Annotated in this window: 12 protein-coding genes and 1 rRNA gene; 8 read left to right on the forward strand and 5 right to left on the reverse strand. The window is 32.7% G+C overall.

All coding sequences use genetic code 11. From position 1 onward, the window contains the following. The 8 genes from rrf to cmk form a co-directional block, all read left to right on the forward strand. Positions 1-78: ribosomal RNA gene (rrf, locus tag ACKOWY_RS06020) — 5S ribosomal RNA — on the forward strand; the annotation flags it as partial. Positions 79-516: 438 nt separating this feature from the next. After that, on the forward strand, positions 517-1383 hold the full coding sequence (locus ACKOWY_RS06025; protein WP_408940539.1) for a T9SS type A sorting domain-containing protein: 867 nt from the start codon (positions 517-519) through the stop codon (positions 1381-1383). A 64-nt stretch (positions 1384-1447) separates the two neighbouring features. After that, positions 1448-2275, forward strand: a complete 828-nt coding sequence (locus ACKOWY_RS06030; protein ID WP_408940540.1) for a M48 family metallopeptidase — start codon at positions 1448-1450, stop codon at positions 2273-2275. A gap of 67 nt (positions 2276-2342) precedes the next feature. Next, positions 2343-3653, forward strand: coding sequence for an MFS transporter (locus tag ACKOWY_RS06035; RefSeq protein WP_408940541.1), 1311 nt, complete (start codon positions 2343-2345; stop codon positions 3651-3653). A gap of 54 nt (positions 3654-3707) precedes the next feature. Beyond that, positions 3708-4292 carry a lipocalin family protein gene (locus ACKOWY_RS06040; protein WP_408940542.1) on the forward strand — a complete coding sequence of 195 codons (585 nt, stop codon included), beginning with the start codon at positions 3708-3710 and terminating at the stop codon, positions 4290-4292. 179 nt (positions 4293-4471) lie between these two features. Next, positions 4472-6925: an endopeptidase La gene (lon, locus tag ACKOWY_RS06045; protein WP_408940543.1), complete on the forward strand. Its 2454-nt coding sequence runs from the start codon at positions 4472-4474 to the stop codon at positions 6923-6925. A gap of 126 nt (positions 6926-7051) precedes the next feature. Beyond that, positions 7052-8074 (forward strand): type IX secretion system protein PorQ, encoded by a 1023-nt coding sequence (porQ, locus tag ACKOWY_RS06050; protein WP_408940544.1) that lies wholly within the window; start codon positions 7052-7054, stop codon positions 8072-8074. Between the two features lie 33 nt (positions 8075-8107). Next, the gene (cmk, locus tag ACKOWY_RS06055; RefSeq protein WP_408940545.1) at positions 8108-8797 is read left to right on the forward strand and encodes a (d)CMP kinase; all 690 of its coding nucleotides are present in this window, start codon (positions 8108-8110) and stop codon (positions 8795-8797) included. Here cmk and ACKOWY_RS06060 read toward each other — a convergent pair. From ACKOWY_RS06060 to ACKOWY_RS06080, 5 genes are all read right to left on the reverse strand, one after another. Beyond that, positions 8794-10515 (reverse strand): sodium:solute symporter, encoded by a 1722-nt coding sequence (locus ACKOWY_RS06060; protein ID WP_408940546.1) that lies wholly within the window; start codon positions 10513-10515, stop codon positions 8794-8796. The two genes, cmk and ACKOWY_RS06060, sit on opposite strands and share 4 nt — an antisense overlap. Positions 10516-10669: 154 nt before the next feature. Beyond that, positions 10670-11266 (reverse strand): Maf-like protein, encoded by a 597-nt coding sequence (locus tag ACKOWY_RS06065; protein ID WP_408940547.1) that lies wholly within the window; start codon positions 11264-11266, stop codon positions 10670-10672. Then, positions 11259-12185: a geranylgeranylglycerol-phosphate geranylgeranyltransferase gene (locus tag ACKOWY_RS06070; protein WP_408940548.1), complete on the reverse strand. Its 927-nt coding sequence runs from the start codon at positions 12183-12185 to the stop codon at positions 11259-11261. Before ACKOWY_RS06070 ends, ACKOWY_RS06065 begins: the two co-directional genes overlap by 8 nt. 15 nt (positions 12186-12200) lie before the next feature. Then, positions 12201-12728, reverse strand: a complete 528-nt coding sequence (locus tag ACKOWY_RS06075) for a KdsC family phosphatase (RefSeq protein WP_408940574.1) — start codon at positions 12726-12728, stop codon at positions 12201-12203. Next, a complete protein-coding gene (locus ACKOWY_RS06080; protein WP_408940549.1) occupies positions 12712-13470 on the reverse strand; it encodes a Rossmann-like and DUF2520 domain-containing protein in 759 nt (252 codons plus the stop codon). The genes ACKOWY_RS06075 and ACKOWY_RS06080 overlap by 17 nt, the downstream gene beginning before the upstream one ends. Between the last annotated feature and the right edge of the window lie 144 nt (positions 13471-13614).

Consider the following 13614-nt stretch of genomic DNA (forward strand, 5'->3'; position numbering starts at 1 on the left):
TCCCATTCCGAACAGAGAAGTTAAGCCCGATTGCGCAGATGGTACTGCAATTTGTGGGAGAGTATGTCGCCGCCTTTTTTTTAAACTCCAATCTGAAAAGATTGGAGTTTTTTTGTTTATTGGTGCGCCGTGTTCGCAAGCTCGGTTCGCCGCCTTGTCATTGCCATGAGGAACGACGTGGCAATCGCATTTCAACTATTAATGCTAACGCTCTAGCAATCTCCCCTCGCGTGATGGATGGTAGCGAAAATCCTTTGCGAAGCAAAGAGTGTAGCGAACAGCCCGACCCGAAGGGGCACGCCCCAATAAAATTAAGTATTCAGTTCTAGATCGTTGATATAGTCTTGGTATTCGTAGAAAAATACTTCAAACAGTTGTAGTATAATTCATATAAATATTATTAATATTTTAATATATTTAATTTTTCATCGTTAAAAGAGGTATTTGAACGAATACTAAAATGTTACGAAGTTATATTTAATACTTTTCTTGATATTAACTATAAAATTCAATATCATGAACAAAATTATCTTAACTCTTACGGCATTACTTATTTCATTAATTTTAAAGGCTCAATTAACATCAGCAGCACCTTATTGTACACCTGTTTATCCATCAAACACAACATACAATATGATACAAGATTTTAAAATAGGAGGTGCACTTATTCAAAATTTTGGTGTAATGGGTTCTTACGGAAATGTTATAACGACATTTAAATATTTTAATACTACAACGTTACCAACTCTTGCTAAAGGTTCTGATTATAGTTTCACTTTAGATTTTTATAGTGTTAATGATTCTGAACCTATCTATTTTGCTGTTTGGATTGATTTTAATAAAAATAATGTATTTGAAACTTCAGAGATTGTCATGCAAAACAATAATACTATTAATACGGAATTACCTACGTTTGGAGGTGCAGTAACACCTGTAATAAAAACAATAACAATCCCTACTACAGCAACGCAAGGTGCTACTAGAATGAGAATAATGAGGGCAAGTAATGATGTTTCAATTCATGCAAATTACAGTTCAACTTACGTACTTTCTAGTTGCTCTTCAACTAATATAGGTGCTATGGGTTGTATGTATGATTTTAATGTTACAATTGGTCCAGCTTTGTCTATTTCTGAGTTTGAAAAGGAAGAACTAAAATTATATCCAAATCCAGTAGGACAATCGTTGTTTATTGATAATAAATATAGTAATGAAATTTCTAATGTATTTATTTTTAATCAATTAGGTCAAAAAATAAAATTAAATTGTTCCGATTTCACTCATGGTATTGACGTTTCTGAATTAACTGAAGGAATATATTTTGCACAAATTAATTTTGAAAATCAACTTGCATCTAAAACAATTAAATTTGTAAAAAAATAATAAATAGTAAACAACTTTTTAGTTTGCTTAATTATTTTGTAAATTTGGTTACAAAGTTTATATTATGATATCTAACAAAAAAGTAATTGGTTTTCTCCTAATATTATCTGTAATTTATTCTTGCGCTAAAAATCCATTTACAGGTAAAAGTACATTGGCTTTGGTGCCTAATAGTGAAATTCTTCCAACTGCTTTTCAGCAATACAGTCAGTTTTTATCTGAAAATAAAGTGATTGTGGGAACTTCGGATGCTAAAAGTGTGGAACTTGTAGGCAAAAAAATAAAAGATGCTGCAGAGAAATGGTTGAATGCCAATGGCTATGAGGGTTATCTTAAAGATTATCAATGGGAATATAAACTTGTCAATAGCAAAGATGTTAATGCTTGGTGTATGCCTGGCGGAAAAATTGTGGTGTATTCGGGAATTTTGCCCATTACAAAAGATGAAGCGGGTTTAGCCACCGTTTTAGGTCATGAGGTTTCTCATGCTTTGGCTAATCATGGCCAGCAACGAATGAGTGCTGGATTGTTACAACAATTAGGTGCTGCTGGTGTAGGTGTTGCTGTAGGTTCTAAAAGTGAGCAAACGCAACAAATAGCAATGACGGCTTATGGTGCAGCTACTCAATATGGTGGAATGTTACCGTTTAGTAGAAGTCATGAAAGTGAGGCGGATAAAATAGGTTTGACTTTAATGGCTATTGCGGGATATAATCCGGAGCAGGCAGTTGTTTTTTGGGAACGCATGGCAGCAAATTCAGCAGCATCGGGAAAAGCACCACCAGAATTTGCAAGTACGCACCCTTCAGATGCTACTCGAATTGCCGATTTAAAAGCTTTGATTCCTCAAGCTAAAGCAGAAGCAGTAAAATTTGGCGTGAATTTTAAATAACCTTTTGGTAATATAGAATTAGTATATTTGAAACTTAATTGTAAGATTTTTTACTAATATATATATTATGGCAAATTTAGAAAAAGGGAATCCCAAATTGATAAATGCTTGGGCATTTTATGATTGGGCGAATTCGGTTTACAGTCTGGTTATTGCAACCGCTGTTTTTCCTATCTATTACGAATCTATTACGAGTGAAAATGATGGAATTGTTTCTTTTTTAGGAACCCAATTTCATAATTCTACATTGCTTTCTTATTCTTTATCTTTTTCTTTTTTAATTGTTGCATTCTTGTCACCCATACTTTCAGGAATAGCCGATTATATTGGAAACAAGAAACGTTTTATGCAGTTTTTTTGTTATTTGGGATCCTTGTCAGTAATGGCTTTGTTCTTTTTTGATGGTGTTGAAAGTTTATGGATTGGCATTGTATTTACAATATTGGCAAGTATTGGTTTTTGGGGAAGTATTGTTTTTTATAATTCGTATTTACCTGAAATTGCTTTTCCAGAACAGCAAGATCGCGTTAGTGCCAAAGGATTTATGTTTGGATATTCGGGGTCTATTTTGTTGTTGGCCTTTAATTTGGTAATGATAATGAAACCAGAATTATTTGGGATTACAAATCCAACACTTCCCGCTCGAATCTCCTTTTTAATGGTTGGTATTTGGTGGATTGGATTTGCCCAAGTTACTTTTTACTATTTGCCAAGTAAAACAGTTGAGAAGAAATCTGGAACAAACTTTATTTTTAAGGGAATTCATGAACTTCGAATAGTATTAAAAAGTTTGAAAGAATTAACTAGCTTGAAGCAGTTTTTAATTGCTTTTTTCTTATACAGTATAGGCGTTCAAACTATAATTTTGTTAGCTGGAATTTATGGTAAAAAAGAACTCGGAATCGAATCTAACAAACTCATTATTACAATTTTATTGATTCAGGTAGTGGCCATTTTTGGGGCATTTGTTTTTGCAAGAATATCAGAACGAATAGGAAATATTAAAACCTTAAAATTAACCATTGCTATTTGGGGATTGATTTGTTTTGCTGCCTTTTTATTGGATGCACACAACAAATATTTAGATCTTCAATTCTATACTTTAGGAGGAGTGATCGGAATGGTTTTAGGAGCTATTCAATCCCTATCTCGATCTACTTACTCTAAATTACTTCCAGAAACCGAAGACCATGCTACTTATTTTAGTTTTTTTGATGTAACTGAAAAAATAGCAATCGTATTAGGAACTTTTATTTTTGGTTTTGTTGGATCAATATCCAATTCATTGCGAAATTCAATATTTATCTTAGCTGTATTTTTTTTATTGGGATATATTGTTTTGAGTTTTATGAAAAAGAACGAATCTATTTCTAAATAAATTATTTTTTTAGCAACAAAAAAATATAGCTATATTTGAAAAAAATATTCTATCATGAATTATAAATCATTTTCTATCGCAGTATCTTCAATTGCTTTTTTATTTATTTTCAATTCTTGTAATGTGGAGCCTGTGGATTCTGTTTTAGCGCTTCAACTAGCTCAAAACAATTCAACAGGTACTGGTGGAACAGGAGGAGGGATTGTTAGTCCAACTTCTATTGAAGGTACTTATTTATTGACTGCCTTTAATACTTCTGTGCCAACAGATTTAAATAATGATGGTACCGCTTCAGTCAATCAATTATCAGAAACTAGTTGTTATAACAATATGCTGTTAACTTTAAATGCAGATCATACTTTTGTTGCAAATTCAAAAGGAGTTGATATTGTAGCAAATGGTTCTACACAAACAACGTCATGTTTTTCTGATCCCGATGATACTGGTGCTTGGAGCTTATCTGGGAATACATTAACTCTCACAATATTAGGTAATCCTACTACAACTGAAACCTTTACAGTTTCTGGAAATACACTTTCTGCAACTGCACAAAATGGTCAGGCAGTTGGTTACGATACAGTAACTCACGCCCCAGCATATCTAACTTGTAATATTACAATTATATATACTAAACAATAACATTTGACTATTATTAATCATAATAATCCGTCTATATGGCGGATTTTTTTAATGGCATAATCCTTGTTTAATTAATAGAAGAGAATTCAAATAGGTTGTAATGAATTATTCAAGCCTATAATTCCTTTTAGAATACGATTACATTAATTTTATAATGTCATATTGACCTAATTTATACTATGTCGAATCCAAAAATAATAACTCTTGACAGTTTGTCACTTCAAGAATTTGATACAGAAGCAGAATTAATTCCGTTATTGACTCCCGAAGATGAAGAGGAAATGGCAAAGGAAGAGCTTCCTACATCATTAGCAATTTTACCCTTACGTAATACAGTTCTTTTTCCTGGTGTGGTAATTCCGATTACTGCAGGAAGAGATAAATCGATCAAGCTAATTAATGAAGCCTACGCAGGAACTAAAATAATTGGTGTCGTTGCACAAAAAAATGAGGAAGATGAAGACCCTACCAAAAACGATATTTACCAGTTGGGTACCGTTGCAAAAATCCTTCGTGTATTAAAAATGCCTGATGGAAATATTACAGTAATTCTTCAAGGGAAAAAACGATTTGAAATTGATGAAGTGATTTCTGAAACCCCCTATATATCAGCAAAAGTTAAAGAAGTTCCAGAAAATAAACCTAAAAAAAATGATAAAGAATTCTCTGCTATTGTAGATTCTATTAAAGAATTGGCAATTGAAATAATTAGAGAAAGTCCAAATATTCCTACAGAAGCAACTTTTGCAATTAAAAATATCGAAAGCCAGTCGTTTCTTATCAATTTTGTTTCTTCCAATATGAATCTTTCAGTTGAAGAAAAGCAAAATTTATTAAAGATGCACGTCCTTAAAGAGCGTGCTTTAGAAACATTGCGCTACATGAATGTGGAGTTGCAAAAAATGGAAATTAAAAACGACATTCAGTCTAAAGTTCGTTTTGATTTAGATCAACAGCAACGCGAATATTTCTTGCATCAACAAATGAAAACCATCCAGGAAGAATTGGGAGGTGTTTCTAATGAGCAAGAATTTGAAGAAATGCGTCAGCGTGCCAAATCTCAAAAATGGGATGATAAAACGCAGAAACATTTTGAGAAAGAATTTTCAAAATTGCAACGCATGAATCCGCAAGCGCCGGATTTTGGAATTCAACGAAACTACTTGGATTTGTTTTTAGATTTACCATGGAACAAATTTTCTAAAGACAATTTTGATTTAAAGCACGCTCAGAAAATATTAGATCGCGACCATTTTGGATTGGAAGATGTGAAAAAAAGAATGATCGAACATCTTGCTGTTTTAAAATTAAGAAACGACATGAAGTCGCCAATTATATGCTTAACAGGTCCTCCGGGTGTTGGTAAAACATCTATTGGAAAATCGGTTGCAGAAGCATTAGGAAGAGAATATGTTCGAATTTCTCTTGGTGGATTGCGTGATGAAGCAGAAATTCGCGGTCATAGAAAAACCTATATTGGTGCTATGCCAGGAAGAATTATTCAAAGTATAAAAAAAGCAACAACATCCAATCCGGTTTTTATTTTGGACGAAATCGACAAACTATCCATAAGCAATCAAGGAGATCCCTCTTCTGCTTTGCTCGAAGTTTTAGATCCAGAACAAAATAGTTCTTTCTATGATAATTTCTTAGAGTTGGGTTATGATTTATCAAAAGTGATGTTTATTGCTACATCCAATACAATGTCTACCATTCAACCTGCTTTGAGAGACCGTATGGAGGTTATAAAAATGGCAGGTTACACTACTGAAGAAAAAGTAGAAATTGCACATCAGCATTTATTTCCGAAGCAATTAAAAGAACACGGATTGACTACCAAAGATTTATCTATTGGTAAAAAACAATTAGAGAAAATTGTAGAGGGTTATACACGTGAATCGGGTGTTCGTGGTTTGGAACAGAAAATCGCGCAAGTAATTCGAAATGCAGCCAAATCGGTTGCAATGGATGAAGAATACAATAAAAAAGTAACCGACGAAGATATTGTTAAAGTGCTTGGAGCTCCCAGATTAGAAAGAGATAAAGCCGAAGGAAATGAAGTGGCTGGTGTGGTTACTGGTTTGGCTTGGACTTCTGTTGGAGGAGATATTTTATTTATAGAATCATTGATTTCAAAAGGTAAAGGAGCGCTAACATTGACCGGAAATTTAGGTACGGTAATGAAGGAATCTGCAACTATAGCTTTAGAATATATTAAGGCCAATGCTACCTTATTTAATTTAGATCCAGAAGTGATTTCTAAATATAATGTGCACCTACATGTGCCTGAAGGAGCTACGCCAAAAGACGGGCCAAGTGCTGGTATTGCTATGTTAACTTCTTTAGTTTCCTTATATACACAACGAAAAATTAAAAAAGATTTAGCAATGACAGGTGAAATTACCTTGAGAGGAAAAGTGTTGCCTGTGGGCGGAATTAAAGAGAAAATACTTGCTGCAAAAAGAGCTAATATCAAAGAAATAATCCTGTGTCATGAAAATAAAAGGGACATTGACGAAATAAAATCGGATTATTTATCAGGTCTTACTTTTCATTATGTAAAAGAAATGAGCGAAGTTATTGATATCGCATTGACGAATACTAAAGTCAAAAATGCTAAGACAATAGACTAATTAGATTTTAAATATTAAAAGGCATGAGCATTTTTGTTTCATGCCTTTTTTATTTGTGTTTTTGACTTAACTTTGAAAATAATATCTTCGCATTTCCGTTATAGACTAGTGTTTCGCAAATATTGTATGATTAAAAAACTATTTATCTCCTTTGTTGTTCTTTTTTGCACCATAAGTTATGGTCAAATAGGAGGTAAGTCGGTTTACCAATTTCTAAATTTGGTTACTTCACCAAGACAAGCTGCACTAGGCGGTAAGGTCTTGACATTTTACGATGAAGATGTAAATCAAGCTCTCTTTAATCCAGCAACTATTAATCCAGAAATGGACAATCACTTAGCTGTAAACTATGGAAATTACTTGGGAGCAATCACTTATGGCACCGCTTCATATGCGTACACCTATGATCGTCATGTACAAACTTTTCATGCTGGGGTAAACTACGTGAATTATGGAAAATTTGAGGGTTATGATGAATACGGTTCTGCGACTTCCACATTTACGGGTAGTGAAATGGCGTTGTCCTTTGGTTATTCATATAATGTGCCTCATTCCAATTTTTATTTTGGTGCTAATGGTAAATTAATATCTTCTAATTTAGAGAGTTATACTTCTTTTGGTGCTGCCGCAGATATTGGAGCCTTGTTTATAGATGATCGAAATGATGTGAATTGGGCTTTTGTTGTACGTAATGTAGGTGCCCAAATCACTACGTATTCGGGTTTGCAAGAAAAATTACCACTTGAGGTAATGATTGGAGTCTCCCAAGAGGTCGAAAATGTACCTATTAGATGGCACTTGACATTAGAAAACTTACAACAATGGAATATTGCATTCTCCAATCCCAATCGAGCAACAAGTAGTATCGATGGAACTGAAACACCAGAGAAAGTTGGTTTTATGAATAATGCTTTGCGTCATTTAATTATTGGCGCTGAGTTGTTTCCTAAAAAAGGATTTAACTTACGTTTTGGATATAATTTTCGAAGAGGTGAAGAATTGCGTGTGGTAGATCAACGAAATTTTTCTGGGATTTCTCTAGGTTTCGGATTGAAAATGAATAATATTAAATTTAATTTTTCCCACTCTAGATATTCATTGGCAGGAAATACAAGTCTGTTTGGCTTGATCATTAATTTTAATGATTAGCATTTTCTTTCCCTATATTTGTAAAAAATAATCATGAAAAAAATTACCATTGCCATTGACGGTTTTTCTTCTACAGGAAAAAGTACCCTAGCAAAACAACTTGCTAAAAGTTTGGGGTATATTTATGTTGATACCGGTGCAATGTACAGAGCAATTGCTTTGTTTGCAATGCAAAATAATTTCATATCCAAAGAAACTTTAGACAAAACTTCTTTGATTAATAGTCTTCCAAATATCAAACTGCAGTTTCATTTTAATGCCGAATTAGGTTTTGCTGAAATGTATTTAAATGAGGTTAATGTAGAGAAAGAAATACGCACTATTGAAGTTTCTGGTTTTGTAAGTCGGATTGCTGAAGTTTCTGAGGTGCGCTCAAAATTAGTTGAACAACAGCAAGAAATGGGCAAGGATAAAGGTATTGTAATGGATGGTAGAGATATCGGTACTGTTGTTTTTCCTGAAGCCGAATTAAAAATTTTCATGACCTCAAGTCCGGAGACTAGAGCAAAAAGAAGATTTGAAGAACTTCAAGCAAAAGGTGATTCGGTTTCGTATGATGAAGTACTTCAAAATGTTCAAGAGCGTGATTATATTGACACTCATAGAGCAGATTCTCCATTGGTTAAGGCCGAAGATGCTGTAGAAATTGATAATTCTCATTTAACAAGAGAAGAGCAATTCACTTTGGTTTCAGAATTGGTTCAAGAAATAATTACTGCTTAATTCTGAATTTTCCTCTTTAAATTTAATGTTAATTGTAATAGACTTGAAATTACAATTGTTAAAACTGCTCCAATAAAATTAAGCCATAAATACCCTAGTTTTTCTTGTCCGCTTGGATAAATATGGATGAAGTAGTAGTAAATAAAGAAAATAGAAATCTGACTAATTACCGCACCGAAGAATATCGATTTACCTTTTACATATTTAAATAAAAAGCCAACCAAGAATATTCCTAATACGGTTCCGTAAAAGATGGAACCCAATAAATTCACCAACTGAATTAAGTTTTCAAATAGCGTGCAGAAACAAGCAAATAATATTGCAATAATGCCCCATCCTAAAGTAAAAAATTGTGTTGCGTTGAGTAAGTGCTTTTCAGAAAGTTCACTTTTTACATTGCGCTTGTAAATATCTATAGCTGTTGTTGATGCTAATGCAGTAAGCTCTGAAGCGGATGATGACATTGCAGCAGACAGAATTACAGCGAGTAAAAGTCCAATTAATCCTTTAGGCAGATAGTGTAAGATAAAATGTAAAAAAACATAATCTTTATCGTTAGTTTCTGCCTTCGAATCTACTTTTGCAATCAATTCTTTTGCTTGATCTCTGAGGTCTTTTTCTCTACCGGCTAACTCCTCAAGTTTGTTTCTTAGAATTGGATTATCAAAATTTTGATTTAAATGGTCAATGTATAAAAGGTTGTATTCTTTTTTTTCTTCTCCTAAATTGGCTAATTTTTTTTCAAGATTTTGATATTCAAGTTTGTATTTTGAGTGTTCAATTAGATTTTTATTATTTGGATTAAAGTTCAGTGGTACGGCATTAAATTGAAAGAACACAAAAACCATTACACCAGTTAAAAGAATAAAAAATTGCATCGGAACTTTTAAAAATCCATTTAAAATTAATCCCATTTGACTTTCACGATCGGTTTTCCCAGAAAGGTATCTTCCAACTTGAGTTTGATCGGTTCCAAAATAAGATAGCATTAAGAAAAATCCCCCAGTAATTCCACTCCAAATGGTATATCTTGTTTCGGTATCCAAAGAAAAATCAAGGATATTCATTTTGTCATTTGCCCCAGCAATATGAAGTGCATTCGAAAAAGTCATCTCGTTTGGAAGCATGTGAAGAATCAAATAAAAAGTAATAAACATTCCCACTAAAATGACAAACATTTGCTGTTTTTGAGTCATGTTTACTGCTCGTGTTCCTCCGATAAAGGTGTAAAATATTACCGATAAACCTATGAGGATGTTGAGTAGAGTGATATTCCAACCCAATAGAGTAGATAGAATTATTGCTGGTGCATAAATAGTAATACCGGCTGCCAATCCTCTTTGAATTAAAAACAATATTGCGGCTAGTGATCTTGTTTTTACGTCAAAACGTTGCTCAAGATATTCATAAGCGGTATAAACTTTGTATTTATGGTAAATAGGAATAAAGACCATGCAAATAACTATCATTGCAATTGGGAGTCCGAAATAAAATTGAATAAATCCCATTCCGTCGTGATAGGCTTGTCCGGGTGTAGATAAGAAGGTAATTGCGGATGCTTGTGTGGCCATTACCGAAAGACCAACCAACCACCAAGGAGTTTCTTTATTAGCAAGGATGTATTCTTCAACATTTTTACTCCCACGAGTTTTATAAACTCCATAAAAAATGATGAATAATAGTGTAGCCGATAAAATTATCCAATCAAGTTGCTGCATGAGCTAAGAAAATATTTGCATTAATATATAAAACAATACAATGAATGCGGCATTAATTACTAACAACCAAGTGTAGTTTGTTTTCCATCTATTTGATTTATTCATAATATTTTAATTAAATGAAAAGCAATAATTGTTTTTAATTATTGTAAAGCTACAAATTATTGGAATAATTCTTTGTTAAATAAGCATATACTTTTTCGGTAGGCAAGCCAACTACATTAGTATAAGAACCTTCAATTTTTGTTATACCAATTAACCCAATCCATTCTTGAATTCCGTAGGCACCTGCTTTATCAAAGGGTTTGTATTCTTTTAAGTAATAATGAATGGAAGCATCGCTTAATTCGGTAAAGGTAACCTTCGTGACTTCAAAAATAGTTTCGGTTTTAGTTGTGGTTTTAAAGCAAACGGAGGTAATGACTTCGTGTGTAGCATTTGATAAAGATTTTAAAATCAAAAATGCATCGTCATAATCTTTTGGTTTTCCGAGCGCTCTGTCTTTTAGCCAAACTAATGTATCGCTGGTAATAAGTATTTCATTTTCGGCTAAATCATCTTTAAAAGCACTTGCTTTTAATTCCGCTAGATAATTTGTTATTTCTTCAGCCTTAAGATGATTAGGGTATATTTCATCGATTTCTTTTAATCGAATTTCAAAATCAAATTGATCCTCTAAATCAAAATCTTTAAAAAATTGTTGTCTTCTTGGTGAGCCAGAAGCTAAAACTATTTTATAGGGCTTAGGCATGGTGTTTAATATTATAGGTAATTACCCAAATCGATAATATACCAAAGAAAATAATCCATTTTAATAACTGACTGCATTTGGTATAATCCTTTTTTTCTTTTGCTTTCCAAATCAAAATCAAACTAAAAATCATTGGAGCAATTACAAAGATTATCATGTATAAAATCCCAATAAATAAATTGTTTGAATACAAGTAATTGTACAAATAATAAAATAAATAGAGTAAGGGTGCTAACAATAACGCAAAGGCAAATCTATTTGAATTTTTAATTCCGATAACTATTGGTAATGTTTTTATTTCCTGAATTTTATCTCCTTCAACATCTTCAATATCTTTGATAATTTCTCGCACTAAATTTAGCATAAATGCAAATTTGGCATAATCCCATAATATTAAAAATGCGATACTCATTTCCTGTTGATTAATCTCAAAGGTATTTGGGAAAATATCAAAAACACCAATAATTAAAACGCTAATTGCAAGAATGGAAGCAACTAAAATATTTCCCAAAAACGGAATTTGCTTTAAGCTGCTTGCATAAAAATAGAGAAGGGAAGCAATAAGAACAAAAATGATCGCAAAGTTGGAATGAGCAACTGAATTGGCAAGTACAAAACCGCAGGCAACCCCCGAAATTGTTAATCCGGCATACAAATTATAAGCAGACGATTCTGAAAGATAGGTTCCGATAATTACTTTTTCTGGCTTATTGATTTCGTCTGCATCTTGATCAAAAACATCGTTGATAACATAGCCGCCGGCAGCAATTAAAACAGTTGATAATATAAGTAATGCATATTGCCAGTAGTATAATGCAAGCGGAATTTGAATTTGCTCTAAATATCCAAACCGGATGACAAACTGCATTAATGCTAATAGTAATAAGTTTTTATAACGAATTAATTGTAGGATTTTCATGTTTTATATTCAGTGTTAATCGTGCTTCCCATTATAGTACAAATGCCATTTACCTTGAACTTTCATCACTTGTTCAATTACATCTCTAACGGCTCCTTTGCCTCCGTTTTTATGAGAAATATATGTTGAAATAGCTTTTATCTCTGGACTTGAATCTTGTGGGCAAGTTGGTAAACCAACTAATTGCATGACATGATAATCGGGAATATCATCTCCCATGTACAAAACGTTTTCCGGTTTAATTTGATACAATTCAATGTATTCTTTGAAAGTTTCCACTTTATCAGGGCTCCCAAGATGAATGTCATGAATTCCTAAATTTCGTAATCTAACTCGAACTCCTTCATTTTTACCCCCCGAAATAATACAAACATTATAACCACTTTCTAAAGCAGCTTTCATGGCAAATCCGTCTCGAATATTCATAATTCGAAGCATTTCCCCATTTTCCGTTACGTGAACCGAACTATCTGTTAAAACGCCATCAACATCAAAGATGAAGGTGGTAATTTGATTCATTATTTCTTTATAACTTTCCATTATCAATTATTGATTTTGTTATTAGTTTGTATATTTCTTTTTGATTCGAATCCGTTAAAAAATCCAAATGTTTATTTATTGTCGTTGTATCTCTTCTTTTTGCAGGTCCGGTTTGCGCTTCCTCAGGTGAAAGAAAATTAATTTTATCTGCAGTTTCTTTAATTAAGGGTTTTAAAATATCAAATGAAACTCCGTTTTCTTTGCAAATAGCAGCTCCAATTTGAAATAAATGATTGGTGAAATTATTTACAAAAACGGCAGCAACATGCAATGATTGGCGCTGTGTAGAATCAATATTATACACCTGATTCGATATTGAAGAAGCAACTTTGTGAAGTAACTCCCTATCAGAAGCTGTTGCTGCTTCAAGGCAAAGTGGAACTTCCTTGAAATTTATTTCTTTGGTTTTCGATAAAGTTTGTAACGGATAAAAAACTCCTTTTCTATTTACATCACTTAAACTTTCCATTGAAACACTTCCCGAAGTATGTACCACTAATTTATTTTGAAATGGAATTTGTTCCGAAACTTTAGCAATTGCATCATCTGAAACGGCAATAATAAACAGATCAACAGACTCTAATTGATTGTAATCCTGAATTATGGATACCGATTTTGATAAGGTAGAAATAGTGTTTTGTTTTCTAGAAAAAACCTGAACCAATTGAATATTATCAGCTTTTTCAAAAGCAGAAACCAATTGTTGGGCTACATTTCCAGAACCAAGTATGCTTATCGATATCATTTTGTAAAATTATTCTTTTTTTTTGAATTAGTAAACAAATGAATTTTAACAAAAAATTGTGGGTTGATTAGCATTTAAAACCTCTATTCGGACTATTAATTTCACTTTTTTTAATTTACTTTTGCAATTCCAATTCATTGGGTC

Source organism: Flavobacterium sp. (assembly GCF_046073885.1).
Taxonomy (GTDB): domain Bacteria; phylum Bacteroidota; class Bacteroidia; order Flavobacteriales; family Flavobacteriaceae; genus Flavobacterium.

Bases quoted from the DNA above. Each gene is read 5' to 3' on its own strand.
- ACKOWY_RS06025 (WP_408940539.1), top strand. From the start codon at position 517: ATGAACAAAATTATCTTAACTCTTACGGCATTACTTATTTCATTAATT.
- ACKOWY_RS06030 (WP_408940540.1), top strand. From the start codon at position 1,448: ATGATATCTAACAAAAAAGTAATTGGTTTTCTCCTAATATTATCTGTA.
- ACKOWY_RS06035 (WP_408940541.1), top strand. From the start codon at position 2,343: ATGGCAAATTTAGAAAAAGGGAATCCCAAATTGATAAATGCTTGGGCA.
- ACKOWY_RS06040 (WP_408940542.1), top strand. From the start codon at position 3,708: ATGAATTATAAATCATTTTCTATCGCAGTATCTTCAATTGCTTTTTTA.
- lon (WP_408940543.1), top strand. From the start codon at position 4,472: ATGTCGAATCCAAAAATAATAACTCTTGACAGTTTGTCACTTCAAGAA.
- porQ (WP_408940544.1), top strand. From the start codon at position 7,052: ATGATTAAAAAACTATTTATCTCCTTTGTTGTTCTTTTTTGCACCATA.
- cmk (WP_408940545.1), top strand. From the start codon at position 8,108: ATGAAAAAAATTACCATTGCCATTGACGGTTTTTCTTCTACAGGAAAA.
- ACKOWY_RS06060 (WP_408940546.1), bottom strand. From the start codon at position 10,515: ATGCAGCAACTTGATTGGATAATTTTATCGGCTACACTATTATTCATC.
- ACKOWY_RS06065 (WP_408940547.1), bottom strand. From the start codon at position 11,266: ATGCCTAAGCCCTATAAAATAGTTTTAGCTTCTGGCTCACCAAGAAGA.
- ACKOWY_RS06070 (WP_408940548.1), bottom strand. From the start codon at position 12,185: ATGAAAATCCTACAATTAATTCGTTATAAAAACTTATTACTATTAGCA.
- ACKOWY_RS06080 (WP_408940549.1), bottom strand. From the start codon at position 13,470: ATGATATCGATAAGCATACTTGGTTCTGGAAATGTAGCCCAACAATTG.